This window comes from Streptomyces sp. NPDC005303 (assembly GCF_040607335.1).
Lineage (GTDB): Bacteria > Actinomycetota > Actinomycetes > Streptomycetales > Streptomycetaceae > Streptomyces.
Window position 1 is genome coordinate 65,555 of sequence record NZ_JBEXGM010000013.1, and the last position, 24,228, is coordinate 89,782.

29 protein-coding genes and 2 pseudogenes are annotated in these 24,228 nt (G+C 70.0%); 10 read left to right on the plus strand and 21 right to left on the minus strand.

Translation table 11 applies throughout. The features are described 5' to 3' along the window. Nucleotides 1–140: 140 nt before the first annotated feature. On the minus strand, nucleotides 141–938 hold the full coding sequence (locus ABZT93_RS20030) for an RNA polymerase sigma factor SigF (protein WP_356106140.1): 798 nt from the start codon (nucleotides 936–938) through the stop codon (nucleotides 141–143). 81 nt (nucleotides 939–1,019) lie between these two features. Between ABZT93_RS20030 and ABZT93_RS20035 the strand changes: the two genes are divergently transcribed. Then, a complete protein-coding gene (locus ABZT93_RS20035; RefSeq protein WP_356106142.1) occupies nucleotides 1,020–1,352 on the plus strand; it encodes a hypothetical protein in 333 nt (110 codons plus the stop codon). Between the two features lie 4 nt (nucleotides 1,353–1,356). Here the strand turns inward: ABZT93_RS20035 and ABZT93_RS20040 are convergent, their stop codons facing one another. The 3 genes from ABZT93_RS20040 to ABZT93_RS20050 form a co-directional block, all read right to left on the minus strand. Continuing rightward, on the minus strand, nucleotides 1,357–1,845 hold the full coding sequence (locus ABZT93_RS20040) for a recombinase family protein (RefSeq protein WP_356106144.1): 489 nt from the start codon (nucleotides 1,843–1,845) through the stop codon (nucleotides 1,357–1,359). A gap of 179 nt (nucleotides 1,846–2,024) precedes the next feature. After that, nucleotides 2,025–3,137 carry an alkene reductase gene (locus ABZT93_RS20045; protein WP_356106146.1) on the minus strand — a complete coding sequence of 371 codons (1,113 nt, stop codon included), beginning with the start codon at nucleotides 3,135–3,137 and terminating at the stop codon, nucleotides 2,025–2,027. A 419-nt stretch (nucleotides 3,138–3,556) separates the two neighbouring features. Continuing rightward, complete coding sequence (locus ABZT93_RS20050) at nucleotides 3,557–4,903, minus strand: aldehyde dehydrogenase family protein (protein WP_356106148.1); 1,347 nt, start codon at nucleotides 4,901–4,903, stop codon at nucleotides 3,557–3,559. A 172-nt stretch (nucleotides 4,904–5,075) separates the two neighbouring features. Between ABZT93_RS20050 and ABZT93_RS20055 the strand changes: the two genes are divergently transcribed. Further along, entirely contained in the window at nucleotides 5,076–5,429 is a 354-nt protein-coding gene (locus tag ABZT93_RS20055) for a helix-turn-helix transcriptional regulator (protein ID WP_356106150.1), read from the plus strand. Nucleotides 5,430–5,994: 565 nt separating this feature from the next. Here the strand turns inward: ABZT93_RS20055 and ABZT93_RS20060 are convergent. Continuing rightward, nucleotides 5,995–6,557: pseudogene (locus tag ABZT93_RS20060) on the minus strand (cysteine hydrolase). Nucleotides 6,558–6,652: 95 nt separating this feature from the next. On the opposite strand from ABZT93_RS20060, the pseudogene ABZT93_RS20065 reads away from it, so the two are divergent. Continuing rightward, nucleotides 6,653–6,805: pseudogene (locus tag ABZT93_RS20065) on the plus strand (SMI1/KNR4 family protein); the annotation flags it as partial. Between the two features lie 247 nt (nucleotides 6,806–7,052). On the opposite strand, the gene ABZT93_RS20070 reads toward ABZT93_RS20065, so the two are convergent. Further along, nucleotides 7,053–7,229: a hypothetical protein gene (locus tag ABZT93_RS20070; protein ID WP_356106329.1), complete on the minus strand. Its 177-nt coding sequence runs from the start codon at nucleotides 7,227–7,229 to the stop codon at nucleotides 7,053–7,055. A 123-nt stretch (nucleotides 7,230–7,352) separates the two neighbouring features. On the opposite strand from ABZT93_RS20070, the gene ABZT93_RS20075 reads away from it, so the two are divergent. The 3 genes from ABZT93_RS20075 to ABZT93_RS20085 all read left to right on the plus strand — a co-directional run bounded on the left by ABZT93_RS20075 (nucleotide 7,353) and on the right by ABZT93_RS20085 (nucleotide 8,793). Continuing rightward, nucleotides 7,353–7,739, plus strand: a complete 387-nt coding sequence (locus ABZT93_RS20075; protein ID WP_356106151.1) for a DUF2795 domain-containing protein — start codon at nucleotides 7,353–7,355, stop codon at nucleotides 7,737–7,739. Beyond that, nucleotides 7,736–8,188, plus strand: coding sequence for a CBS domain-containing protein (locus ABZT93_RS20080; protein WP_356106153.1), 453 nt, complete (start codon nucleotides 7,736–7,738; stop codon nucleotides 8,186–8,188). The genes ABZT93_RS20075 and ABZT93_RS20080 overlap by 4 nt, the downstream gene beginning before the upstream one ends. Nucleotides 8,189–8,250: 62 nt before the next feature. Continuing rightward, a complete protein-coding gene (locus tag ABZT93_RS20085) occupies nucleotides 8,251–8,793 on the plus strand; it encodes a type 1 glutamine amidotransferase domain-containing protein (protein WP_356106155.1) in 543 nt (180 codons plus the stop codon). A gap of 113 nt (nucleotides 8,794–8,906) precedes the next feature. On the opposite strand, the gene ABZT93_RS20090 is transcribed toward ABZT93_RS20085, so the two are convergent. Next, nucleotides 8,907–9,188 carry a DUF6158 family protein gene (locus tag ABZT93_RS20090; RefSeq protein ID WP_356106157.1) on the minus strand — a complete coding sequence of 94 codons (282 nt, stop codon included), beginning with the start codon at nucleotides 9,186–9,188 and terminating at the stop codon, nucleotides 8,907–8,909. 82 nt (nucleotides 9,189–9,270) lie between these two features. Here ABZT93_RS20090 and ABZT93_RS20095 point away from each other — a divergent pair, with 82 nt between their 5' ends. Further along, the gene (locus tag ABZT93_RS20095; RefSeq protein WP_356106159.1) at nucleotides 9,271–10,374 is read left to right on the plus strand and encodes a Vms1/Ankzf1 family peptidyl-tRNA hydrolase; all 1,104 of its coding nucleotides are present in this window, start codon (nucleotides 9,271–9,273) and stop codon (nucleotides 10,372–10,374) included. A gap of 30 nt (nucleotides 10,375–10,404) precedes the next feature. Here the strand turns inward: ABZT93_RS20095 and ABZT93_RS20100 are convergent, their stop codons facing one another. Then, nucleotides 10,405–12,027 (minus strand): ATP-binding cassette domain-containing protein, encoded by a 1,623-nt coding sequence (locus tag ABZT93_RS20100; protein ID WP_356106161.1) that lies wholly within the window; start codon nucleotides 12,025–12,027, stop codon nucleotides 10,405–10,407. A gap of 220 nt (nucleotides 12,028–12,247) precedes the next feature. Between ABZT93_RS20100 and ABZT93_RS20105 the strand changes: the two genes are divergently transcribed. After that, the gene (locus tag ABZT93_RS20105; protein WP_356106162.1) at nucleotides 12,248–13,081 is read left to right on the plus strand and encodes a class I SAM-dependent methyltransferase; all 834 of its coding nucleotides are present in this window, start codon (nucleotides 12,248–12,250) and stop codon (nucleotides 13,079–13,081) included. Nucleotides 13,082–13,122: 41 nt separating this feature from the next. Continuing rightward, entirely contained in the window at nucleotides 13,123–13,293 is a 171-nt protein-coding gene (locus ABZT93_RS20110) for a hydrophobic protein (protein WP_069760366.1), read from the plus strand. Between the two features lie 14 nt (nucleotides 13,294–13,307). Here ABZT93_RS20110 and ABZT93_RS20115 read toward each other — a convergent pair whose 3' ends face one another. The 13 genes from ABZT93_RS20115 to ABZT93_RS20175 are packed head-to-tail and all read right to left on the minus strand — an operon-like array spanning nucleotide 13,308 to nucleotide 23,126. Further along, entirely contained in the window at nucleotides 13,308–13,595 is a 288-nt protein-coding gene (locus tag ABZT93_RS20115) for a gas vesicle protein K (protein WP_356106164.1), read from the minus strand. Next, nucleotides 13,592–13,780 (minus strand): gas vesicle protein, encoded by a 189-nt coding sequence (locus tag ABZT93_RS20120; RefSeq protein ID WP_037706474.1) that lies wholly within the window; start codon nucleotides 13,778–13,780, stop codon nucleotides 13,592–13,594. Before ABZT93_RS20120 ends, ABZT93_RS20115 begins: the two co-directional genes overlap by 4 nt. Continuing rightward, nucleotides 13,777–14,547 carry a GvpL/GvpF family gas vesicle protein gene (locus tag ABZT93_RS20125; protein ID WP_356106166.1) on the minus strand — a complete coding sequence of 257 codons (771 nt, stop codon included), beginning with the start codon at nucleotides 14,545–14,547 and terminating at the stop codon, nucleotides 13,777–13,779. Before ABZT93_RS20125 ends, ABZT93_RS20120 begins: the two co-directional genes overlap by 4 nt. Next, nucleotides 14,544–14,882 carry a gas vesicle protein gene (locus tag ABZT93_RS20130; protein WP_007385866.1) on the minus strand — a complete coding sequence of 113 codons (339 nt, stop codon included), beginning with the start codon at nucleotides 14,880–14,882 and terminating at the stop codon, nucleotides 14,544–14,546. The genes ABZT93_RS20125 and ABZT93_RS20130 overlap by 4 nt, the downstream gene beginning before the upstream one ends. After that, nucleotides 14,879–16,009 carry an SRPBCC family protein gene (locus ABZT93_RS20135; RefSeq protein ID WP_356106168.1) on the minus strand — a complete coding sequence of 377 codons (1,131 nt, stop codon included), beginning with the start codon at nucleotides 16,007–16,009 and terminating at the stop codon, nucleotides 14,879–14,881. The genes ABZT93_RS20130 and ABZT93_RS20135 overlap by 4 nt, the downstream gene beginning before the upstream one ends. Further along, nucleotides 16,009–16,740: a DNA primase gene (locus tag ABZT93_RS20140; RefSeq protein ID WP_356106170.1), complete on the minus strand. Its 732-nt coding sequence runs from the start codon at nucleotides 16,738–16,740 to the stop codon at nucleotides 16,009–16,011. Before ABZT93_RS20140 ends, ABZT93_RS20135 begins: the two co-directional genes overlap by 1 nt. Beyond that, nucleotides 16,737–17,000, minus strand: a complete 264-nt coding sequence (locus ABZT93_RS20145) for a gas vesicle protein GvpG (protein WP_356106172.1) — start codon at nucleotides 16,998–17,000, stop codon at nucleotides 16,737–16,739. Before ABZT93_RS20145 ends, ABZT93_RS20140 begins: the two co-directional genes overlap by 4 nt. A gap of 6 nt (nucleotides 17,001–17,006) precedes the next feature. Next, nucleotides 17,007–17,777 carry a GvpL/GvpF family gas vesicle protein gene (locus ABZT93_RS20150; RefSeq protein WP_356106173.1) on the minus strand — a complete coding sequence of 257 codons (771 nt, stop codon included), beginning with the start codon at nucleotides 17,775–17,777 and terminating at the stop codon, nucleotides 17,007–17,009. Further along, entirely contained in the window at nucleotides 17,774–18,202 is a 429-nt protein-coding gene (locus ABZT93_RS20155) for a gas vesicle structural protein GvpA (RefSeq protein WP_037706465.1), read from the minus strand. The genes ABZT93_RS20150 and ABZT93_RS20155 overlap by 4 nt, the downstream gene beginning before the upstream one ends. 58 nt (nucleotides 18,203–18,260) lie before the next feature. Then, the gene (locus ABZT93_RS20160) at nucleotides 18,261–18,629 is read right to left on the minus strand and encodes a gas vesicle protein (RefSeq protein WP_356106175.1); all 369 of its coding nucleotides are present in this window, start codon (nucleotides 18,627–18,629) and stop codon (nucleotides 18,261–18,263) included. 44 nt (nucleotides 18,630–18,673) lie between these two features. Then, a complete protein-coding gene (ligD, locus tag ABZT93_RS20165) occupies nucleotides 18,674–19,606 on the minus strand; it encodes a non-homologous end-joining DNA ligase (protein ID WP_356106177.1) in 933 nt (310 codons plus the stop codon). Continuing rightward, the gene (locus ABZT93_RS20170; RefSeq protein WP_356106179.1) at nucleotides 19,603–21,450 is read right to left on the minus strand and encodes a transketolase; all 1,848 of its coding nucleotides are present in this window, start codon (nucleotides 21,448–21,450) and stop codon (nucleotides 19,603–19,605) included. The genes ligD and ABZT93_RS20170 overlap by 4 nt, the downstream gene beginning before the upstream one ends. Continuing rightward, entirely contained in the window at nucleotides 21,447–23,126 is a 1,680-nt protein-coding gene (locus ABZT93_RS20175; RefSeq protein ID WP_356106180.1) for an FAD-dependent oxidoreductase, read from the minus strand. Before ABZT93_RS20175 ends, ABZT93_RS20170 begins: the two co-directional genes overlap by 4 nt. 140 nt (nucleotides 23,127–23,266) lie before the next feature. Here ABZT93_RS20175 and ABZT93_RS20180 point away from each other — a divergent pair, with 140 nt between their 5' ends. Continuing rightward, on the plus strand, nucleotides 23,267–24,226 hold the full coding sequence (locus tag ABZT93_RS20180) for an LLM class F420-dependent oxidoreductase (protein ID WP_356106182.1): 960 nt from the start codon (nucleotides 23,267–23,269) through the stop codon (nucleotides 24,224–24,226). The last annotated feature ends 2 nt before the right edge of the window (nucleotides 24,227–24,228 follow it).

Consider the following 24,228-nt stretch of genomic DNA (forward strand, 5'->3'; position numbering starts at 1 on the left):
GACTGGACCGGGGGCACGACGGTCGCACCCACGGTCATCACAGCTCGGCCCTCCCCGTCCCGCGCGCGGCCGAAGGCCATTGGCGGGACGGGGAGGGCCGAGTGGGTGACGCGGGGCCGCAGAAGGTCGGCGCGACGCCGTCAGCCGACGGCGTCGCGCAGGATCTGCTCCCGCAGCCGTCCGCAGCAGCGGCTGATCAGCCGGGAGACATGCATCTGGGAGATGCCCAGCTGCTCGGCGATCCGGCTCTGGGTCATGTCACCGAAGAAGCGCATGTAGAGGATGGCGCGCTCCCGCTCGGGCAGCGCGGCCAGCCGGGGCTTGACGGACTCGCGGTCGACGACCGTGTCCAGTGCGGGATCGAGGGAGCCGAGGGCGTCGGCGAGCGAGTAGCCGTCCTCGCTGCCGGGCAGTTCGGCGTCGAGGGAGAGGGCGGTGAAGCTCTCCAGGGCCCCGAGGCCCACCAGGGCGTCCTCCTCGTTCATGTTCGCGTGCTCGGCGATCTCGGCGACGGTGGGCCTGCGTCCCGGGATGGTCTGAGCGAGGTCCTGGGAGGCGAGGCGGACACGGTTGCGCAGGTCCTGGACCCGGCGCGGCACGTGCAGGGTCCACATGTGGTCGCGGAAGTGCCGCTTGATCTCGCCGGTGATGGTGGGGACGGCGTAGCTCTCGAAGGCGCTGCCACGGGCGGGGTCGTAGCGGTCCACGGCCTTGACCAGGCCGAGGGCGGCGACCTGGCGCAGGTCGTCGAAGCTCTCGCCGCGACTGCGGAAGCGTCCGGCGAGCCGGTCGGCCATGGGCAGCCAGGCCTCGACGACCTGTCCGCGCAGGGTGTCGCGTTCGGGTCCCGGGGGCAGCTCGGCGAGCCTGCGGAAGGCTTCGGCCGTGTCGGGTGCGTCGTCGTGCGGGTGGTGCTTCGCGCTCACTTGAGTGGGCATCTGCGTCGCAACTCCCTAGATGGTGCTCTGGGGTGGACGATCGGGCGTGGGAAGCGCGTCCGCGTGCGAACAGGCGCGGCCGTGGCGGCCGATCGCCGCTTCCACGGACGTGCCTCCGGTCTGAAGCACTGTGAGTGCGCCTGCCCCCCGCCCTCCGGGCCAAACACCGGGGCAGGTTTTCGGAAGGCGGCCACGAACGCCGGACACCCCGCCGCCGCGGTCAACCTCGGCAACCTGCTCGCCGACGCCGGCAGGGCCGAGGAAACCGAGCAGGCGTACCGCCAAGCCCTGGACGCCGGACGCCCCGACGCCGCGGTCGACCTAGGTGTCCTGCTCGCCGAACTCGGGGGAACCGACGGGGTTTGGCGGCAACCCGACTACAACCCCTACCTACACCCTGGCCCTCAGCGTTGACGGGTCACGCCTCGTCTTCCTCGGTTCGGGCGGCGTCGGCGAGTGCGCGGTAGAGGGTGGAGCGGCCCACACCGAGATCCCTGGCGATGGTGGTGACGGACTGCGGCTGCCGGCGGAGCGGGCGGGACCGCGTGACGGCCAGGACTTCATCGTCGACGGCGCGCGGGCGGCCTCCGAAACGGCCCCTGGCCGTGGCGGTCTCCACCCCGTCAGGGGTGCGGTCTCTGATGAATTCGCGTTCTGCCTCGGCGAACGCCGCGAACGTGGCGAACACGATCTTCCCGGCTCCGTGCGGGTCGTAGAGGCCGGCGAGGGGGCCTTGGCGGATCTCCAGCCGGTTGCCCCGGTGCTCGATGTCCTGTGCGGACGTGATCAGCTCGAGCGTGTTGGGGCCGAGCCGTCGAGCATGGTCACGGTCAGGATGTCGTCGGTCCTCAAGGCGGCCAAGGCAGCCAAGGCGGCTGAGAACTTGGAGCGCTCTCGACGAGGTCACCGAACGCAGGCTGCTGACCAGGAACCTGCGGACTGTCAACGCCCTGACGGGCCCGACGTTCCTCGAGCCGGTGATCGCCGGTGTGACCGCGGGCTCAAAGGGGCGGGCACAGTGTCGCCGGTCGGGCGCCTGTCCATGGGCGGGTGGGGCTGCCGCACGGACAGGCGTGACCGTGAGTCTCACGCCGCTTCGACGAAGGGGTAGTCGGTGTAGCCCTCGGCGCCCGGCCCGTAGAACAGTTCCGGCCGCGGCTCGTTCTCCGGGTGGCCACCCTGCCAGCGCTCGACCAGGTCGGGGTTGGCGATGAGGGCCCGGCCCACGACCACGGCGTCGGCGTGGTCGGCCTCGATCTGCTGGAGCGCCTGCTCGCGGGTGGTCTGCCCCCCGAAGGGGCCGCTGTTGACGATCAGCTTGCCGTCGAAGCGCCGCCGCAGCTCCTGTACCAGGTCGCCGCCCGGCTCGGCGTGCAGGATGGAGAGGTAGGCCAGGCCCAGCGGGCGCAACTGGTCGAGCAGGGTGCCGTAGGTGGCCAGGACGTCGTCCCGGTCGGTCTCGAAGACGTCCCCGAGGTCGACCTCCGGCGAGATCCGCAGCCCGACCCGCTCGGCACCGACGGCCTCGGCGACCGCCGTGACGACCTCGACGACGAAGCGGGCGCGGTTCTGCGGCGAGCCGCCGTATCCATCGGTGCGCTGGTTGGCCGCCGGGGAGAGGAACTCCTGGAGCAGGTAGCCGTTGGCGCCGTGGATCTCCACACCGTCCGCTCCCGCCTCGATGGCCCGGCGGGCCGCGGTGACGAAGTCCTCCAGGGCTGCCCGGATCTCCGCGGTGGTCATCGCTTCCGGTACGGGGTAGGGCTGCTCGCCCTTCTCGGTGAACGTCTTGTTGTCGATGGCGATCGCGCTGGGGGCGAGGATGCGACGGCCGCCGTTGATGTCGGGGTGGGTGCCGCGGCCGGCGTGCATGATCTGCAGGACGATGCGGCCGCCCTCTGCGTGCACTGCCTCGAACACCCGCTGCCAGCCGGCCGCCTGCTCGTCGGTGGCGATGCCCGGCTCACCGACGTACCCCTGCGACGCGTGGTCGGGGTAGGTGCCCTCGGTGATGATCATCCCGACGCTCGCCCGCTGCCGGTAGTACTCGACCATGAGGTCCCCGGGGATGCCGGAGGAACCGGCCCGGACCCGGGTCAGCGGTGCCATGACGATGCGGTTGGCGAGCTCGATCTTCCCGAGAGAGACGGGGGAGAAAAGTGATGGAACGGGTGAAACTTCTGAAGTGTTGACAGGCATGGGTTTCTTTCTTTCTACAATACGGAGGAAAACGGGATGAAGGTCTGCGACGCAGGAGGTCCACGCTGTCCCGGAGGAGGCGCGGATACGGTCCTCGGGCAGGCGAGGGCCCGCTGACGGTGACGCGGCTCCAGGACCGTGACCGGAAAGCGAGGGGGTGTTGGCGGCGAACGCGGTGAGAGCCGCATGCCGTCGGCGTCGGCGTCGGTGCCTGTGTCGACGCCGGTCAAGCGCAACTGCCTGCCGGAGTACGGGCGTTCGCTCCTTGCGCACGATCGGCAGCCGGCCAGGTGACGAAGTCAGGTGTGCCGCCGCAGTCGGTACGGATCGGTGTCTGCAGCGATCCTCATCCTCACCGGCCTGAGGCACTTCCGCCGGCCGATCGCCCATCGGGCAGCCTGCTTCACGAAAGCGCGGGGCTAGCTGAGCGGGACGTCCGCGACACCCTTGAGGTGACTGAACGTTTCGAGGGAGTACCGGCCGTGGTACCGGCCCATGCCGCTTTCACCGACGCCTCCGAAAGGCAGGCCGGGCATGAGCAGTTGCATCACCGGCTGGCCCCAGGCGACGCCGCCGGAGGACGTCTCGTTCACCAGGCGCGACTTGACGGCCTCGGACGTGGTGAAGGCGTAGAGGGCGAGTGGCTTGTCGCGTTCGTTGATGAAGGCGATGGCGGCATCGAGGTCGTCGACTTCGACGACGGGGAGGATCGGACCGAAGATCTCCTCCTGCATGACCGGCGATGCGGGGTCGACATCGGTGAGCACCGTCGGTGCGATGAACAGGTCGTCACGGTCGTGCCGGCCTCCCACCGCCGCCCGGCCGGAGTCCAGCAGACGGGTCAGCCGGTCGAAGTGCCGCTCGTTGATGATCCGGCCGAAGTCGGCCGAGGACTGCGGGGTGGAGCCGAACTGGGCGTCGACCGCCGCGCGGAGGGCGGGGACGAGTTCGGCGGCGGTGGCAGGGTCAGCCAGAACGTAGTCGGGGGCTATGCACTGCTGCCCCGCGTTGCCGAACTTGGCGCCGACCAGCCGCTTGGCGGTCTCGTCCACGTCGGCGTCGGGCGCCACGAAGACCGGTGACTTGCCTCCGAGTTCGAGGGTGACGGGGGTGAGGTTCTTGGCGGCTGCGGCCATGACGATCCGGCCGACCGTGCCATTGCCGGTGTAGAAGATCTGGTCGAAACGCTGCGCCAGGAGGGCAGTGGTCTCCTCGGCTCCCCCTTCGACGACGGTGAGCACGTCGGCGTCGAAGTACTGTCGCAGGAGGCGTGAAGCCACTGCCGAGGTGTGCACCGACATCTCGCTCGGCTTGGCCACCACGGTGTTCCCGGCGGCCAGTGCGCCGATGACGGGGTCGATGAGCAGGTGCAGCGGGAAGTTCCACGGGGCGATCACCAGGACGACCCCGAGCGGGTCGTACGTGGTGTAGGCGGTCGTCGTGGGACCGAAGCGGGCAGGAACCTCCACCGGGCGAGGCTGAAGCCAGCTCTCGAGATTCGCCAGCGTCTCGTCGATGTCGGCGACGGTGAAGTCGATCTCCTGCATCTTGGCCTCGGCGGGGTTCTTCCTCAGATCCGCCCAGAGCGCGTCGAGCAGCTCCTGCTCGTTCTCGACCAGCAGTGCCCGCAGCCGCTGCAACTGGCCGACGCGCCAGTCCAGTGGGCGGGTGACGCCGGTGTTGAACGTCGCACGAAGGCGGCCGACCGCCTCCGCGGCCGTTTCGCTCTGGCGCGTACTGGACTCATTGGCCGTTGTTACGGTCATGGGGGTGTGCTCCGTTCTTGATGCACGCCACGCCGTCAAAAGGCGTTGGTGGCATGCCGTGGTACCGGTGATGGGCAACCCGGTGGATGACGGATGAGGGGGCCAATCCGTGCCTTCACTGTAGCCCATGTACGCACGAACGCGAACATGAGGCAGGGGCTATTCTTTCCTCATGGCCAGTCGCACCGCGTCACCCCTCGTCCACCCCGACACGGACGACCTCGACCTCTTCAAGATCATGAGCGCGCTGACCGACGAGACCCGGCTCACCATCGTCGTCACTCTCTCCGTCTCCCCTGGTCTGGCCTGCAGCGGCTTCACGCAGGACGTCACCGCATCCGTGCTCACCCGCCACTTCCGCGTCCTGCGCGAGGCCGGTCTCATCCGGCAGCACGACGTCGGCACCCGCCGCATCAACACTCTGCGCAAGGAAGATCTGGACCAGCGGTTCCCCGGACTGCTCGACCTCGTCCTCAAGGAGAGCGTCGGCCGCGTGGAGCCCTACGTGAACACCGAGTGCGCCTGACCCTCCGGGGCACCCCTGCGTGGCCGCGACGACCCGCCGCAGCAAGGCGTCCAGCTTGCGGTCGGCTTCGATCACGTGGAACGACACCCCGGACACAACGTCGACCATGCCACGGCCGAGTTGGGCGAGGGGGGCCTCCCGCCCACCCGCCGAGTGACCGTAGCCCGTGCACCAGCAAGGCGACAGGCCACCCATCCCGCCGTACCACCTGCACGGACTGGTCACTGACCGCCTAAACGCAAATGCGAGTGCTGACACCGGGTGTCGATCGGCGGCGACGCCGCCCCGTGTCAGCAGGGAGCGATATCGCTGGCTTTCGACACCACCTGGGGTTTGCGGTGAGAGGCTGGGAGTGCTCTGCGCGGTGAGGGAGCGCCGGTGCCACCGAAGCCCAATGTCGATCTGTCCGCGGCCATCCAGCCGGTGATCGACCAGATGCTGCGGGCGGGTCTGGATGGGCCGCGCAAGCAGCGGCACACCCTTAAGCGGATCAAGCTGACCGCACCCGGCCAGCGGGAGGTGATGCCTTCTTGCCACCGCACGCGAGGGTCCGAGTGGCCTCCCGCTATTGCGGTGCGACGGCCTTGAGCCAGTCCTCGACGGTGACGACATCCGCCCACTGGGGGAACAGCTTCTCGGTGAGGACCTGGTGCACCTCGGGGTCGGTGTCGAGGCAGGCGTCCGACAGGACGGTGAGGCCGAAGTCCAGGTCGATGGCGTGCCACAGCGTGGACAGCACTACTGCACTGGTGGCGATGCCGGTGAGAACCAGGCTGTCGATATCGCGAGCCCTGAGTACCAAGTCGAGGTCGCTGCCCGAGAACGCGCTCCCCGCCTCTTGGTAACCACCACGTCGCCTTGCTGGGGCGCGACGTCGTCATGGATCTCGGTGCCAGGAGCCCCCTCGGTGAACAGGCCGGCCGCCACGGCGTTTGTCATCACCTTGTTGCGAGGGCTGACTTCCGGATCGTCCGGCCGTAACGCGATCATGACGTAGATCACGGGGATGTCGGCAGCCCTGGCACCGTCGATCGCCCTGCCCAGGCGCGGCAGATATCCGGAACCGTCGTCGGCGATGGCCACGATGTCCCGTTGCACGTCCATCACCAGAAGTGCGCTCTTCGCCATGCTTTGCTGTCCCTTCTCCGTCGGGAAACAAGAGCAAGTCTGGTGGACCGACCAAGCCGCGGTGGAAGTTTCGGAGATCCTCATCAGCGTCGCCCATCGAGATGGGCTGCACGGACGTATGCGTCATCGCGGTGGCCGGCCCCCTCACCGGCCGCGTCCTCATTGGTAACAGCGACGGCTTTTGGGGCCCCAACGTCTCCTCCGCCACCGACTTCCTCGACTGGTACGAACGCTGGCTCAACCACATTCGGCGGTCCGGGCGACCTCCAGCCACGGGTGTTCGTCGGCGCGGCGAGCAGGCGCAGGCCCATGGCGGCGCGGGCCAGGTGATCGCTGTGCGGCATGACGCTCTCTGTCAGGAGGGCACCGGGTGTCCGATCACATCCCCGTGCCCGGCCTGCCGGCGGACCGCGGCCGGGCCGAGAACCCAGCCACGCCTCGTGCGGTCGCGGCACAAGGGATGTCCGCGGTCGGTTCGAGGCGTTCGGTCGGGTCTCAAGGCGACGGTGCAGGAGTTCCTGCCGGGGCGGGAGAAGTGGCCGCCGGGAGGGCGGCCGGTTCGTGCCGGTCGCCCTTCGGCTCGGGGAGCAGGAGTTCCTCGTACCGGCCGAGCGCGAGCACCGCGGCGAGCATGAGGATCGGTATGAGCGCGGCGAGGACGACCATCGCCATGTCCTTCCCAGGGGAGGTGCGCGGGGGGTCGGAAACGAGTCTCCCGACTTCGGTCCGGCAAACCCTGTGTCGGCGTCCGGTGCACGGGTACGCGGTGCGGACCCCGAAGATCTGGAGGGAGACATGCAGCGAGGCAGCGACCGGCTGAGCCGCCACCGCGACGACGAGATGAAGCACGAACTCCAGGGTCTGCTCCGCTCCGGGCACCCCACCCGGACCGAGGAGTGGAACGACCCGGAGCCGACCGCCGACGACGATCCGCAGGTCTGGGGCGGACCCGTGGCACCGGGCAGCGACGGGGCGTCGCTGGAGACCGTCCGACTGGAGCTGGCCCGGCTCCTGGGCCGCAGTTCGTTCCCCGCCACTCCCGTGGAGCTGGTGCGGGTGCTGCGCCGCAAGAACGCCCCCGACGCCCTCGCAGAGGCGGTGGAGGCGCTGCCGCGCAAGGAGAGCTACGCCAATGTCCAGGAGCTCGCGCGGGCGCTGACCCGGACGGAGGGCACCCCGTGACGGCGGAGCTCGTGCGGGACGTGATGACGCCCGGTGTGGTGGCCGTCCGCCCGGACGCCTCGCTGGTCGAGGCGGCGCGGCTGATGCGCGCGCAGGACATCGGCGATGTCGTCGTGGCCGACGGTCAGCGCGTGGTGGGACTGCTCACCGACCGGGACATCACGGTCCGGGCCGTCGCCGACGGGGCCGATCCGCTGACCGTGAGCGCCCAGTCGGTGTGCACGCCGGATCCGCTGACGGTGGCTCCCGGCGACCCGGTGACGCAGGCCGTCGCGCTGATGCGGGCCCACGCCGTAAGACGGCTGCCGGTCGTGGAGGACGGCCTGCCCGTCGGCATGGTGAGCCTCGGGGACATCGCCGAGGCCCGGGATCCGGGTTCGGCGCTCGCCGACATCAGCAGCGCGGAACCCGACGTGCAGCCCGCGAGCGATGGACACGACCTCATATGAGCCGGGCCGGCCGACCCGGGGGGCGTACTAGCAAAGAGCTTTCCAGGAAAGGACGTTGAATCATGCGCATCGCGTTTCTGACCGCGCCCGAGGGCGTCGAGCAGATCGAGCTCACCGATCCCTGGCAGGCGGCGGTGGACGCGGGGCACGAGCCCGTGCTCGTCTCGACGGAGCCCGGCAAGATCCAGGCGTTCAACCATCTCGACAAGGCGGACACCTTCCCCGTGCAGGAGGTCGTGGGCGAGGCGTCCGCGGACTCCTTCGGCGCACTGGTGCTGCCCGGTGGGGTGGCCAACCCGGACTTCCTGCGGACGGACGAGAAGGCCGTGGCGTTCGTACGGGACTTCTTCACCCAAGGACGCCCGGTGGCCGCGATCTGCCACGCGCCGTGGACGCTGGTGGAGGCGGACGTCGTACGGGGCCGGGTGCTCACCTCCTGGCCGAGCCTCGAGACGGACATCCGCAACGCGGGCGGCACCTGGGTGGACGAGCAGGTGAAGGTCTGCGACCACGGGAACAACAAGTTGGTCACCAGCCGCAAGCCGGACGACCTCAAGGCGTTCTGCGAGACGTTCCTCGACGTGTTCGCGAAGGAAGCCGCTTAGGCGGACTCCGGGCACACCGTCCGGGCGCCCCACCCGGGCGCACCGTCCGGGCACACCACCGGTGGCCTGCTGATCGTGTGATCGGCAGGTCACCGTCTGCCGCGGTTCCCCGGTCAGTCCAGCGCCGGTGTGGCCGACTCCCCCGGCTTGCGGTCACGTGCGCCCTCACGTGTGCGGCCCGCGGCCACCGTCCGGCGCGGATTGCGGCGCAGATACTCGCCTTCGAGCCGGGCCATGCGCTCGTTGTGGGCACTGAGGGCGTCGTTCGAGCCGTGGAGCAGCGTTTCGTGCCGGGTGCGATGGATCGTCTCCAGCTCCTTCATGAGCTGGTGGTCGTCCAACTGGCTGGGTTCGACTCCGGTCATGGTGGTGTCCCGCTCGTCGTGTTCGTTCATGCGCTTCGGGTACCCGCCCCGCAAGCATTACCGCACCGCAAGCATTACCGCACCGCCCCCGAGCGGCATCCGGGAGGGAACCATGGATCTCGCTTTCCTGCATCCACTCTACGAACATCCGGGCCCCTGGGCCTCCGTGTACGTCGACGCCCCTCGCCCCACGGAGGACACGTCCCACGAACGGCATCTCGCGGCGGTCGCGGTCGCCCGCGAGCTGTCCACGCAGGGGGCCGACGAGGAGACCTGCGTGGCCGTGCGGGAGGCGCTGGAGGAAATGCGGCACTCGTCCGAACCACACGGCCGGGCCGTCTTCGCGCGGGCCGGGAAGGTCGTCCTGGACCCGGCGCTGACCAGGTCGCCCGAGGCCGACCTGGTCCGCTGGGCCCCGCTGCCGCACACCGCGCCCCTGCTGGAGCTGGCCGGCGAGGACCCGGTGTGCGTGGTGGCGTACGTCGACCGCAAGGGCGCTGACTTCGAGCTGCGCGGGGCGCTGGGCCGCAAGGGCGCCGGGTCGGTCACCGGCAGGCAGTGGCCCGTCCACCGGACGGGCAGCGCGGACTGGTCGGAGCGGCACTTCCAGCTGCGGGTGGAGAACACCTGGGAGCACAACGCCGCCGAGATCGCCGACGCGCTCGCCGTCTGCCAGGAGGAGACCGGCGCCGACCTGCTGATCCTGGTCGGTGACGACCGGGAGAAGCGGTCGGTGCACGAGCGGCTGCCGAAGCGGCTGTACGGCCAGGTCGTGGAGGCCGAGCACGGCGCCGGGAGCCGGTTGCTCGACGAGGACGTGGAGCGGGCCCGCAGCGAGCACGTACGGCAGCGCGCGGAGCAGGAGCTGGACCGGTTCCTCGCGGCCCGCGCGCCGGGCGACGACGGCCGTCCGGGGGCCGTGGAAGGCGTCCCCGCGCTGGTCGAGGCCGCGCGCGAGCACCGTATCGACGAACTCCTGATCCGCCCGGACGGGCCCGACGCGCACCGCGTGGTGTGGGTCGGGGAGGACCCGGACCAGCTGGCGGTGCGCCGTACGGATCTGAAGATCCTCGGTGAGCAGAACTCCTGGTCGGCCCGGGCGGACGACGCGCTGATCAGGTCGGTGGTGGCGACGGGGGCTCCGGCGCTGTCGGTGACACCGGCGGGCGAGGAGGCCCCGGTGGGCGGCCTGGGAGCTCTGCTGCGCTGGGCCTGAGAGGCTTCGGACGGGCCCGGTGACCTGCGGTCACCGGGCCCGTTCCACGCGTCGTTCGTCCCACACCGGCTCCGGCGTCTCGCGCACCTGCCCGTCCGAGCCGAAGACCAGGAACCGGTCGAAGGACCGCGCGAACCAGCGGTCGTGGGTGACCGCGAGGACCGTGCCGTCGAAGGCCTCCAGGCCCTCCTGGAGGGCCTCGGCGCTCTCCAGGTCGAGGTTGTCCGTGGGTTCGTCCAGGAGCAGCGCGGTGACGCCCTGGAGCTCCAGGAGGAGGATCTGGAAGCGGGCCTGCTGGCCGCCGGAGAGCCGGTCGAAGCCCTGCTCGGCCTGACCGGTCAGTTCGTAGCGGCGCAGCCGGGACATCGCGGCGCCCCGGTCCTGGGCGTGCTCCTTCCAGAGGATGTCGAGGAGGGTGCGGCCGAAGAGCTCGGGATGGGCGTGCGTCTGCGCGAAGTGGCCGGGCACGACCCGCGCGCCCAGCTTCCACTGCCCCGTGTGCGCCACGGTGGAGTCCCCCGCCAGCAGCCGCAGGAAGTGTGACTTGCCGGAACCGTTGGAGCCGAGGACGGCGACGCGTTCGCCGTAGAAGACCTCCAGGTCGAAGGGCTTCATCAGGCCGGTGAGTTCAAGTCCCTTGCAGGTGACGGCCCTTACGCCGGTGCGCCCGCCCTTGAGCCGCATGGTGATGTCCTGGTCGCGCGGCGGCTCGGGCGGCGGCCCGGCCTCCTCGAACTTGCGCAGCCGGGTCTGGGCCGCCTGATAGCGGGAGGACAGCTCATGGCTGATGCTGGCCGCCTGCCGGAGGTTCAGCACCAGCTTCTTGAGCTGCGCGTGCTTCTCGTCCCAGCGCCGGCGCAACTCCTCGAAACGCGCGAAGCGTTCGCGCCGCGCCTCGTGATACGTGGCGAACCCGCCGCCGTGCACCCAGGCGTCCGCCCCGGCGGGCGAGGGCTCCACCGACACGATCTTCTCGGCGGCCCGGGAGAGCAGCTCCCGGTCGTGGGAGACGAAGAGAACCGTCTTGCGGGTCTCCTTCAGCCGCTCCTCCAGCCAGCGCTTGCCGGGCACGTCGAGATAGTTGTCCGGCTCGTCGAGCAGCAGCACCTCGTCCGTGCCGCGCAGCAGCGCCTCCAGCACGAGCCGCTTCTGCTCACCGCCGGACAGGGTCCGCACCTGCCGGAACTGCGCCTTGTCGTACGGCACCCCGAGCGCGGCCATGGTGCACATGTCCCACAGCGTCTCGGACTCGTACCCGCGCACCTCGGCCCAGTCGGACAGGGCCTGCGCGTACTTCAGCTGGGCGGCCTCGTCGTCGATGGTCATGATCAGGTGTTCGGCCTTGTCGACGGCCTCCGCCGCCTCCCGGATCCGGGGCGGCGCGACCGACACGAGCAGATCCCGTACGGTCGTCTCGTCCCGTACGGACCCCACGAACTGGCGCATCACGCCCAGGCCGCCGCTCACGGTGACCGTCCCGCCGTGCGGTTTCAGCTCGCCGGAGATCAGCCGCAGCAGGGTCGTCTTGCCTGCGCCGTTGGGCCCGACGAGGGCCACCACTGCCCCTTCGCCTACCCGGAACGACACATCGCCGAGCAGTGCCCTCCCGTCGGGGAGGTAGTACTCGAGGTGTGCGGCTTCCAGATGTCCCATGAGGCCGCATTGTGCAGGTGGCAGCCGGACCTGGGCAAACGCTTATCGCCTCAGCCACGTGCCGGGTGCGGGTTCGCCGTGGCCGGTCGCGCGCTCTCCCCGTGAGCTCACGGAAACTGATCATCCGTCAGTCCATATTCCAATACACGGGTCTCACTATTCGACATACGGGCGTACGGTTCTGCGTACCGACGGACAGGTCGAAAAGGGGAGCTCAGTCATGCCGGAATCGCAGGACAAGCCGCGGGAGACCGCCGTCTACACACACGGCCACCACGAGTCCGTGCTGCGCTCGCACACCTGGCGCACCGCCGCCAACTCGGCGGCCTACCTGCTCGGCTCGCTGAAGCCCCACATGAAGATCCTGGACATCGGCTGCGGGCCGGGCACGATCACCGCCGACCTCGCGGAACTGGTCCCGGAGGGCAAGGTCACCGGCGTCGACCAAGCCTCCGGCGTCCTGGACCAGGCCCGCGCCACGGCCGCCGCACGCGGTCTCACGAACGTCGACTTCGCGGTCGCCGACGTGCACGCGCTGGACTTCCCGGACGACACCTTCTGCGTGGTCCACGCCCACCAGGTGCTCCAGCACGTCGGGGACCCGGTGCAGGCGCTGCGCGAGATGCGGCGCGTCACCAGGCCGGGCGGATTCATCGCGGTGCGCGACTCGGACTACGCGGCCATGACCTGGTACCCGGCGTCCGCGGGGCTGGACGACTGGCTGGACCTGTACCGCCGGGTGGCCCGGGCCAACGGCGGTGAGCCGGACGCCGGGCGGCGGCTGAAGTCCTGGGCGCTGCGGGCGGGCCTGACGGACATCACCGCGAGCTCCGGCACCTGGACCTACTCCACCGCCGAGGAGCGGGAGTGGTGGAGCGGACTGTGGGCGGACCGCACGCTGGCCTCGGAGTACGCGGAGCGGGCCATCGAGGGCGGCCACGCCACCGTGGAGCGGCTGCGAGCCGTTTCGGAGGCCTGGCGGGAGTGGGGCAGGCAGGACGACGGTTGGTTCTGCGTACTGCACGGAGAAATTCTGTGCCGAAAGGAAGCCTGAGAGGCAGATTCCGGGAAACTCGGAAAGCAGGAGGTCCCATCATGATTGCCATCCTGCTCGTACTGCTTCTGGTGCTGATTCTTTTCGGCGCCGGTTTCGCGGTGAAGATTCTCTGGTGGATCGCACTGGCTGTGCTCGTGCTGTGGTTGCTGGGGTTCCTGATGCGTGGGACGACATCGGGCGGAAGCAGGGGTCGTTGGTACAGGTGGTGAGATTTCCCGGGAATTCATTCCCGGGGAAGCAGCGGTCCCAGCGGCCCGAGGTCCAGGTTCAGGTCCTCGGGCCGCAGTCCGTACCGCTCCCGCAGTTCGGTCATGCGGTCGTCGAGGAGCATGAGGGTGAGCCCGATGCGCTCCTCCTGCTCCTCGCTCAGGTCACCCTCGTCGAACCGGCGCAGCGCCTGGCGCTCCATGAGCTGCCGCAGCAGCTCCACGACGGTCAGGACGAGCTTGACCAGGTCCCGCTCGACCGTGTCGGGCTCCAGGTCCAGCCGGTTGCGTTGTCGAGCCGTCACAACAACTCCTCGAACGGTGAGGGAACTTGTGCGTTGACCGAGCTGATCAGCGCGTTGAGATCGATGCGGACGAGATCGACGTCCGCGATGCGCAGGGTGATGTCCCCCGTGATGACGACCCCGCCGGCCAGCAGCCGGTCGAGCAGGTCGACGAGAGCCACCTCGCGACGTTCGATGACGGTCACGGCTGCTGTTCCTCCCCCGCGAAGGAATAGGCCGCCCACGGCCCTGTGAGTTCCACCCGCATTCCCGGGACGTCGTCTTTGGTGCGGTCCACCATTTCCACGAATTCCTCGGAATCGCCGCGCGGCACAAGATAGGCGGCATTCAGAACGTTCTGCCCGGAGGCCCCCGAAAGCGTGGGATTCTGCGGGGCGTGCAGCCGCGCGTCCTCGGCGTAACCGGAAAGTGTTTCGTGCAGCCGGGTCGCGAAGGCCTCCGCCTGCTGCCACATCTCCTCCCGCGAACGCACCCGCTGGCGCCGCTGCCTCAGATAGTCCCGGCCCGAGGCCGGTTTCGCCGGAGTCTCGGCGGGCTCCGCGGGGGCCGGAGCCGCCGTCTCGGCGTACACCTTGACGCCCCACTCCACCCGGTCCTGAAGCCGGTCGAGGGTGCGCCGGAAACCCTCCTCGCGTTCCTCGATCATCACCCGGACCCCGCTGTCGTCACGGAAGACGGTGCCGAGCCGCAGCGGCAGCGGGGTGGTGACGACGGTGAGCGCGTCGATGACGCTCTGGTGCGCGCGGACGGTCCCGGTCAGCCAGTCCAGGTCCTCCAGATGCCTGCGGAGCGGCTCTTCGGCGAAGTCCCGCTCCGGCACATGGCTGACGACGGCCACCAGACCGTGGTGGTGCAGCAGTCTGGGCGGATCACCGGCCACCCCGGCCAGTTGGGCCTGCAACGGGGTGCCGAAGGGGCGGCAGACGGCGTACACGTACCGCAGTCCGGTCATGAACTCTCCTCCTCGGCACGGCGGCTGGGCTCCAGCTCCTCCAGGCGCGCGAGCCGCTCACGCAACTCACTGTTCTCCCGGGCGAGTTCGTCACGGCGGGCACGGGAGGACAACGCCGGGTCGTCCTCCCACCAGTCGATCCCCATCTCCTTGGCCTTGTCGACCGAGGCGACGATGAGCCGCAGCTTGATGGTGAGCAGCTCGATGTCGAGCAGATTGATGCGGATGTCACCCGCGATGACGATGCCCTTGTCCAGCACACGCTCCAGGATGTCGGCCAGGTTGGCTCCGCTCCCCTGGCCGTAGGGATCCGGGAGCCGGCTGGGCATGCTCATCGTCGGCTCCCACCCTCGGCGTACTCTTCCTCTTCCTCTTCCTCAGGGATTTCTTCCTCGGACACTTCTTCCTCGTCCTCGGGTACCTCGTCCTCCGCTTCCTCCTCGGGCTCCTCCTCGTCGTACTCCTCGTACTCGTCCTCGGGCTCGCCCTCTTCCTCGGGCTCGTCCTCGGTCTCGTACTCGGCGTCGGGGCCCTCCTGCTCTTCCTCTTCCTCGCCCTCTTCCTCGCCCTCTTCCTCGCTGCCCTCGGCCTCTTCTTCCTCCGCCACCGCGTCCTCGTGGCTCTTGACGACCTCGCCGTCCTGGATCTCGCCGCGCCAGCCGTCCTCCGCCTCGCCCTTGAGCGTGATGAAGCGGGCGAAGTGCTTGAGGTCCAGCCGGGCCCGGCGGCCCTGGGCGCGCCAGATGTTGCCGGTCTTCTCGAACAGGCCCTGGGGGTAGTACTCGATCACCAGCAGGACACGGGTGAGCTTGTCGGCGAGCTTGTGGAAGGAGACGACGCCCTTGGTCGTGCCCTTGGCGCCCTCCGACGTCCACTGGATCCGTTCGTCCGGGACCTGTTCGGTGGTGGTCGCCTTCCAGCCGCGGTTGGACCAGAAGATCTTCGCCTGCCAGTCGCTGTGGGTGTCGTCGGCGCGGTTCGCGCTCTTGACGCCCTTCGCGAAGGTGGAGAAGTCCTGGTACTGCGTCCACTGGTCGTAGGCCGTGCGCAGATCCACTCCGACATCGATGAACTCGATGATCACCGTGGGCTTCTGGCCTACGCCGCCCTTCTTCTTGCCCTTGCCGCCGCCGAGGTTCTTGAAGGCGCCGACCACGCTGTCCTTGGCCTTGCCCGCTCCGAGCTCCAGCGCACTGCGCAGCGGCCCCTTGCCCTCGGCGAGCTTCTTGCCGCCGTCGAGGGCGAGCTTGGCGAACCCGGGGCTGTTGCCCTCGGCGATGTCGTTCAGCTTGCCGGTGGTCTCGCCCAGCTTGCGGCCGACGCCGACCAGCATGCGCTGGGCCTGTGCGGCGACGTACTCCTGCAGCTCCTCCTTGAGCCGGTCGGCGGCCTCGCTGTGGGCCACGTCGGTGAGCGGGTTCTTCTTCGCCTTGTCGGTGGCGGATCCGAGCGTCTCGGTCATCACTCACCGCCTCCCTTCGGCAGCCGGGCCCGGGTGCTCCGGCCGGCTCCCCTGGCCGCGGTCGTCTTCTTGGCGGCCGTCTTCTTCGCCGTGGTCTTCTTGGCCGCGGTCTTCTTGCCGGCCGTGCGGCCCTGGCTCTGCGCCGTCTTCTTGGCGGGCGGCTTGCGACCCGGCTCCTTCTTCGCGGCCGTCTTCTTGGCCGGAGCCTTCTTCGCGGTCTTCTTCGCCGGAGCCGGAGTCTCGTCCTCGTCGTCCTCGGGCTCGTCCTCGTCCTCGTCCGAGGGCTCTTCGTCCTCGTCCTCAGGCTCCTCGTCGGCCTCGGCCTCCGTCGTCCCAGTCTGCTCTTCCTCGGGCTCCTCGTCCCCTTCGGACTCGTCGTCCTCGTCGTCCGAGAGACCCGGCACCTCCGGGGCCACGTCCGAGAGCTGGTCACGGACCTGGGCGGTACGGCCGTGCAGCCGGTCGGCGATCGCGTCGATCTGCCGCTCCACCATGGCACCGGAGGCCGCCTTGCCGACGCCTCGCAGGTCCTGGCGGAGCGTGTCGCCTATCTCCTTGAACTGCGGGTTCTTCAACAGTTGCTGGGAGACCAGATCGGCCACGGCCCGCGGGCTCAGATGCATCCGCTTGCCGGCCACGAGCGTGCCGACGGCGAACGCCAGTTTCAGTTTCTTCGTGCGCCCGAGGAGATATCCGGCCCCTACGGCGAGGCCCAGTCCTGTTCGGTTCATCGTGTCGTCCCGTCGCCAGTCCCCGCGCCACCGCGCAGGCCGATCTCCAGTCGTTCGAGGAGTTCGTCCTCCTGTCGGTCGAATTCCTCCTCGTCGATCTCGCCCGCCTCGAGCCGCTCCTCGAGCCGGGCGAGTTCGGCCCGGACCGTGGCCGGGTCGTAGTAGAGGCGCTCCGCTTCCTGCAGCACCTGTTTGATCACCCAGCCACTGCCCCGTACCGGGGCGAACGGCAGCAACAGCACCTCGCCGATGAGACCCACCGCGTCTCACTCCTCCGCGTGGTCGATGCCGACCGTGGTGCCGGCGGGTTCGGCCGGGCCCGGGTCGACGAAGCTGTACGGCGGCAGCGGGCCGTTGACCCGCAGGTCGAGGTGCGGATGGGCCTTGCGGAGCTCGTCCACCGCCTCCAGGAAGGACGCGGCCGAGTCGCGCTCCACGAGGAACGACACGTTGGCGAGCCAGCCCGAGGACTCGGGGCCCACGCTGATCGCGTCGGCCACGGGCTCCAGGGCCCGCTGCACCTCGCCGGCGTCCTCGGCCTCGCGGGCCTTGACCGCGGCCACGACCATCTCGCCGAGCCTGAGGCGGTCGTCGTAACTTCCGCCGCCCGCCTGCCGGTTGGCCTCCGTCATGGCGCGGACCTCCGGGTTGTCGGACATCACCCGGTGCAGTACGGCCTCTTCGTCGTGCGTGGCCTTGACGTTGTACTCGACCTTGCCGTCGAGGGTCCGCAGGCGCTCCTTGTAGTGCTCGGAGCGTTCCGCGAGCACCGAGGTGACGGTGCCGTCGTCGGGGGCCACGCTGCCGAACCGCATGGGCAGGATGCAGCCGTCCGCGCCCGCCTCGCTCAGCACGTTCTGGTGGGCGAGCAGGTCACGGCGCTTGGGCCGCAGCCCTTCGGGAGAGTCACTGACGATGGCCGCCAGGTCGCCCTCCGTCAGCACCCGCACCGGCATGGGGGGCTCGCCGACGCCCACCAGCTCCTCGGGCAGCGTGGGATGGGAGGCGGCAGTGATGCCGTACACGTACGTGCTCACTCCTGTTCCTCCTTCCTGCGCGATGCGGTGGACTTGCGGGCACGCGGCCTGGACTCGGTCTGACCGTCCCCTTCACGCGCCTGCTTGAAGGCGTCGGAGATGGTCTCCGCGGCGCCGGAGAGCGCGCCCTTGGACTTGCCGCGGGCGCCGGACTCGGTCATCTCGCCGACCAGGTCGGGCAGACCGGGGTCCTTGCGCGGTCCGGCCTCCAGGTCCAGCCGGTTGCACGCTTCGGCGAAGCGCAGATACGTATCGACGCTGGCCACCACGACCCGTACGTCGATCTTCAGGATTTCGATGCCGACCAGGGAGACCCGTACGAACGCGTCGATGACGAGACCCCTGTCGAGGACCAGTTCCAGAACGTCGTAGAGGCCGCTGGAGCCGCCTCCGCCACCGCCCTGTTGTGCCGGGACAACGGTCATGTCGACCGCGCCTCCTTCTCTGTGTGCTGGTGAACGAATGTGTGTGCGGCGGCCCGGACTACCGGCCGCCGTGCCTTTGTGCGTCCGCACGCCCGCGTTCGTAACGGCGAACGCGCCGGTAGCCGGTGAGCTGCCCTTCCGGGTCGAGTTCGACCTGGTAGCTCGCCATGAGGCTCATCGTGTCGGGCACGCGGGACAGCTCGAGAACCTCGATCTCGAGCGACCAGCCGTCCTCCGTCTGTTCGAAGGACGACACGTTCTCGGCGTCCATGCCGGTCAGCTCGGCGAGCTGGCTGCGCGCGTTGCGCAGCACCTCCATGGGGTTCGGCCGCCGGTTCTCCGCCACGTTCTCTTCCGTGTCCTCTTCTGTCCCTTTGCGGGAGTTTCGTGAATTCGGTGATTCGGATGAGTTATTTGTGTTCGACATGGCACCTCTCACCTCGGGTGGCCGCTCGTTCCTTCGCCAAACCTTCAAGAGCGCATCAAGGCGTTCAACCTGCGCCGGGCGGGACCGAGGGCGCGCCCCTTGGCCATGACGCCGGCCCAGGGGTTGGTGCGGGCCTGTTCGACCGCGTCGGCGATGGTCCAGCGGCGGGCGTCCAGGCCCGGATCGTCCAGCTGGGTCCAGGCCATCGGTGCGGCCACGGGGGCTCCTGGTTTCGCGCGTACGGTGAAGGGCGCGACAGCGGTCTGCGCGTAGCCGTTGCGCTGTATGTCGAGGTAGAGGCGGTCGCCGCGGTCCTTCTTGCGGGCGGCGGTGGTGAGCCGGTCGGGGTGGCCCGCGACCAGGGTGTCGGCCACGTCCTTGGCGAACTCCCGGACCTCGTCGAAGTCGTGGCGGCCGTTGAGGGGCACGATCACATGCAGCCCGCGTGAGCCGGTGGTCATCAGCGCGGAGGGCAGTTTCAGCTCGTCGAGCAGTTCCCCGAGCAGCCAGGCCGCCTCGTGCACCGCGGCGAAGTCGTCGTCGCCCGCCGGGTCGAGATCGAAGACCATCCGGTCGGGCCGCTCGACGCTCCCGGCCCGGGACAGCCAGCGGTGCAGGGTGACGGAGGCCTGGTCGGCGAGGTACAGGAGGGTGGCGGTGTCGTCACAGACGGTGTGGCAGACGGTGCCGCCCTCCTTCGGCACCTCGACCCGGCTGATCCACTCCGGGTAGGAGTCCGGTGTGTTCTTCTGCATGAATTGCGGGCCGGTGACACCGTCCGGATGCCGTTCCAGCATCAGGGGACGGCCCCGCAGGTGCGGCAGCATGAAGGGCGCGACGGACCGGTAGTAGTCGACGAGATCGCCCTTGGTGTACTCCTTGGCGCCCTCGCCGCCGGGGAAGAGCACCTTGTCCGGCCGGTGCACCTCGACGGTGTGCTTCCCCGCGCGTACGGTCCGTACGTCGTCCCTGGTCACGGCACGATCGCCTGCTCCACCAGCAGCCGGCCCGCGGCCGCGATCGACTCGGCGTCGATGCCCGCGGCATGGAGCGACTCCTCGGGAGAGGCCGAGCCCGGCATCGTACGGACGGCGAGGCGCACCAGGCGCGGTACGGGCCGGCCGTCGGTGAAGGCGTCGAGAACGGCGTCGCCGAGCCCGCCCTCCTCGCGGTGGTCCTCCACGGTCAGCAGGCACCCGGTGTCCTCGGCGGCCTGGCGCAGGGTGGCCCGGTCGACGGGCTTGACCGAGTACAGGTCGACGACGCGGACGCGGATGCCCTCCTGGTCCAGCGCCTCGGCGGCCTTGAGCGCCTCGTGCACGGTGACGCCCGCGGCGACGATCGTCAGCCGGTCGCTCTGGGAGAAGCGCAGCACCTTGCTGCCGCCGATCGGGAACTCCTCGTCGGGGCCGTAGATCACCGGGCTCTCGCCGCGGCCCGTGCGCAGATAGCGGATGCCGTCCAGGTCCGCCATCTCGGCGATCAGGCGGGCGGTCTGGTTGGCGTCGCACGGGTACAGCACGGTCGAGCCGTGGATTGCCCGCATCATCGCCAGGTCCTCCAGGCCCATCTGGCTTGGGCCGTCCTGCCCGATGGCGACGCCCGCGTGGGAGCCGACGAGGTTGAGGCCGGCCCCGCTGATGGAGGCCATGCGCACGAAGTCGTAGGCACGGGTGAGGAAGGCCGCGAAGGTTCCGGCGTACGGCACCCAGCCGCGCGCGGCCAGTCCCACGGCGGCCGCGATCATCTGCTGCTCGGCGATGTAGCACTCGAAGTAGCGGTCGGCGTGTTCCTTGGCGAAGTACTCGGTGCGGGTCGAGTCGCCGACCTCGCCGTCCAGGGCGACGACGTCACCGCGGCCGTTGCCGAGGGCGGCGAGGGCCTGTCCGTAGGCGTCACGGGTGGCGACTTCCTCACCGGTGTCCCAGCGGGGCAGTTCGACGTGCCCGGCGCGGACGGCGTGCAGGATGCGGGCGGCGGGCGGCTCCTGCACCTGGACGCGCAGGTCGCGTACGCCGCCGAGCTCCTCGATGGCGTCGTCGGCGTTCTTGAGCGGCTTGCCGTGCAGTCCCTCGCGGTCCTCCACGTCGGCGACGCCCTTGCCCTTGAGGGTGCGGGCGAGGATCGCGGTGGGCTGGCCCTTGGTGGACTCGGCCTCGCCGTACGCGCGGTCGATGGCGTCCACGTCGTGCCCGTCGATCTCGACGGTGTGCCAGCCGAAGGCCTGGAAGCGGCGGGCGTAGGCGTCGAGGTCGTGGCCGTGCCGGGTGGGGCCGCGCTGGCCGAGCCGGTTGACGTCCACGATCGCGGTGAGGTTGTCGAGGTGCTCGTGGCCCGCGTGCTCGGCGGCCTCCCAGATCGAGCCCTCGGCGAGCTCGCTGTCGCCGCACAGCACCCACACGCGGTAGCCGACGCGGTCCAGCCGCTTCCCGGCCAGCGCGATGCCGACGCCCACGGGCAGCCCCTGGCCCAGTGATCCGGTCGCCGTCTCGACCCAGGGCAGCTTGCGCGGGGTCGGGTGTCCTTCGAGGCGGCTGCCCAGCTTGCGGAAGGTCAGCAGCTCCTCGTCGTCCACGACGCCTGCCGCCTTGTACGCGGAGTACAGCAGCGGCGAGGCGTGGCCCTTGGACAGCACGAAGCGGTCGTTGCCGGGGTGTTCGGGGCGGTCGAAGTCGTAGCGGAAGTGGTTCGCGAGGAGTACGGCCATCAGGTCCGCGGCGGACATCGAGGAGGTCGGGTGCCCGGAGCCCGCGGCGGCCGAGGCGCGCACACTGTCCACACGCAACTGCTGGGCGAGTTCGACGAGTTCACCGGTGTTCATGAGTCTCCTTCTACGGGGTCCGCGTCGGTGCGCTTGACGGGGCCGGGGTCTTGACCCGGCTCACCGCCGGGTTGGTTCGGGGCAGGTTGGTTCTTGGCGGGCTCGGGGCTCGGTTGGTTCTTGGCGGGCTCGGGCGACCGGTCCGGCGGCGTATGGTCGGGCTGCTCCCCTTCCGGGGACTCCCACTCCGGTGACTCCCACTCCACCGGCTCTCGCTCGGGTGACTCCTGTTCGGCCGTCTCGCGTGCCTTCGCCTCCGCGATCACCGCCTCGCCCGCGCTCCCCACGTCGGTCGGCCCGCCCGGCCTGGTCTCCGGTTCGGTGGCCGCGCCGGGGCCGGAGCGTGCGTCGGTCTTGTGGCGTTCCTGCGGTCGGCCCGGGACCCGTGCCAGTTCCGGCGAGGCGGTGTCCAGGGGGACCGACCAGGACCGTACGAGGCCCAACTGGACGGCCTGGCGCGGGAGTACGGCGTCCAGTAGCCAGTCGGCGGCGACCCGGACCCGGTTGCCCGGCATCGCCGCGAGGTGGTAGCCGCGGGTGACGGCACCGGCCGCGAGGCCGGACAGCGGGACGCCCAGCGGGTTGGCCGCGGCCTTGACCCCGCCGAGGTCCACGACGAAGCCGAGGTCCCGGTGTTCGTAGGGGCGGCGCACCCCGGCTCCCAGCGACGCGGCGACGTTGAGGGCCGCCGTACGGCCCTGCCGCCAGGCGTGCTGCGCCGTCATCGGCGTGTACTGGCCCGGGTTCTCCAGATCGGGCACCGCGGCCGCGTCACCGCACGCGAACACCTCGGGCCGGCCCGGTACTTGCAGGTTCGGGTCGACGAGCAGCCGGCCGCGCTCCATGGGCAGTCCGAGCGACTCGGCGAGCGGATCGGGCCGTACGCCCACGCACCAGACCAACGACCGCGTCGGGACGAACTCGCCGTCGGTCAGCAGCACCCCCTCCGGGGTGGCCTCCTTCACGGAGGTGCCCATCCGTACCTCCACGCCTCGTTCCCTGAGCGTGCGGTCGGCGGTACGGGACAGATGCGGATCCAGTTCGGGCAGGACCCGCTCCGCGACGTCGAGGAGGATCCAGCGCGGCCGCATCCCCTTGCGCAGCGGGTGCCTGCGCACCTGAGCGTCGGTGAACAGCTGCCCGTGCGCGGCGACCTCGGTCCCCGTGTAGCCCGCGCCGACCACGACGAAGGTGCACCGGGCGGCGCAGGTCTCCGGATCGTCGGCGGCCGCGGCGAGCTCCACCTGCCGGGTCACGTGGTCGCGCAGGTACAGCGCCTCGGGCAGGCCCCGGAAGCCGTGCGCGTGCTCGGCGACCCCGGGGATGGGCAGCAGCTTGTTGACGCTCCCGGCGGCCAGCACCAGCCGGTCGTAGCCGAGCGTGCCGCGGCCGCCCTCGGGGTCGGTGTAGTGGACGGTGCGGCCGTCCAGGTCTATGCCGTCGGCCTCGCCGAGGACCAGCCGCACCCGGGGCAGGGTGTCGGAGAGGGAGACGGTCACCCGTCGGGGTTCCAGGATGCCGGCGGCGACCTGGGGCAGCAGGGGCAGATACAGGAAGTAGTCGGTCGGGTTCAGCAGGGTGATGTCGGCCTTGCCGCGGGCTTTTCGGGACAGTTCCTTGGCCGTCCGGTACCCGGCGAAGCCGGCACCGACGATCACGATGCGGGGTCGACTCACGGTTCGCCTCCGGGGCTGTCGCGTACCTCGGGAGCCTTCCGCGTCCCCCTGGCCAGGGCGCCCAAACGCCGGTTTCCGTACGGGTCGCCGGGTACTCGGACGGAGCCCCTCTCATCACGGAACCGCCGGAGGTACCCCCCATGCCCGAATACGGCTATTTCCTGTCGTGCGAGGAGTTCGGTCCCGCGGACCTCGTCGAACAGGCGCGGATGGCCGAACAGGCGGGCTTCAGCTCGCTGTGGATCTCCGATCACTACCACCCGTGGAACGACGCCCAGGGCCAGAGCCCCTTCGTGTGGTCGGTGATCGGCGCGCTCTCGGAAGCGGTGTCCCTTCCGATCGAGACGGCCGTGACCTGCCCGACCGTGCGGATCCACCCGGCGGTGGTGGCGCAGGCCGCGGCGACCTCGGCCGTGATGACCAACGGCCGGTTCCGGCTCGGCGTCGGCTCCGGCGAGGCCCTCAACGAGCACGTGCTGGGCCATGTCTGGCCGCCCGCGCACATCCGCCTGGAGATGCTGGAGGAGTCCCTCCAGGTGATGCGCCGCCTCTTCACGGGCGAGGAGGTCAACCACCACGGCACGCACTACACGGTGGAGAACGCCCGCCTGTACACGATCCCCGACGAGCCCGTCCCGATCGACATCTCCGGCTTCGGCCCGGCGGCCACGGCGCTCGCGTCCCGGGTCGGCGACGGCTTCATCACGATGACGCCGGACGAGTCGATGGTGGAGCAGTTCCGCAAGGGCGGCGGGGCCGGCAAGCCGGTCATCGGCGGCACCAAGGTCTGCTACGGCATCGACCGCGCCGAGTGCGTCCGTACGGTCCGCAAGCTGTGGTTCAACCAGTTCCTGCCCGGCGAGATGGCCCAGATCCTGCCCTCGCCGCGCCACTTCGAACAGCTGGGCCCGCTGGTCACCGAGGAGATGGTGAGCGAGAAGGCGGTGTGCGGGAACGACGTCGACGAGCACGTCTCCGCGCTGAGCGCGTTCGCCGACGCCGGCTTCGACCGGGTCTACGTCAACCAGATCGGCCCCGACCAGCGCGGCTTCTTCGACTTCTACCGCACGAAGGTCCTGCCCCAGCTCCAGCAGGGGTGACC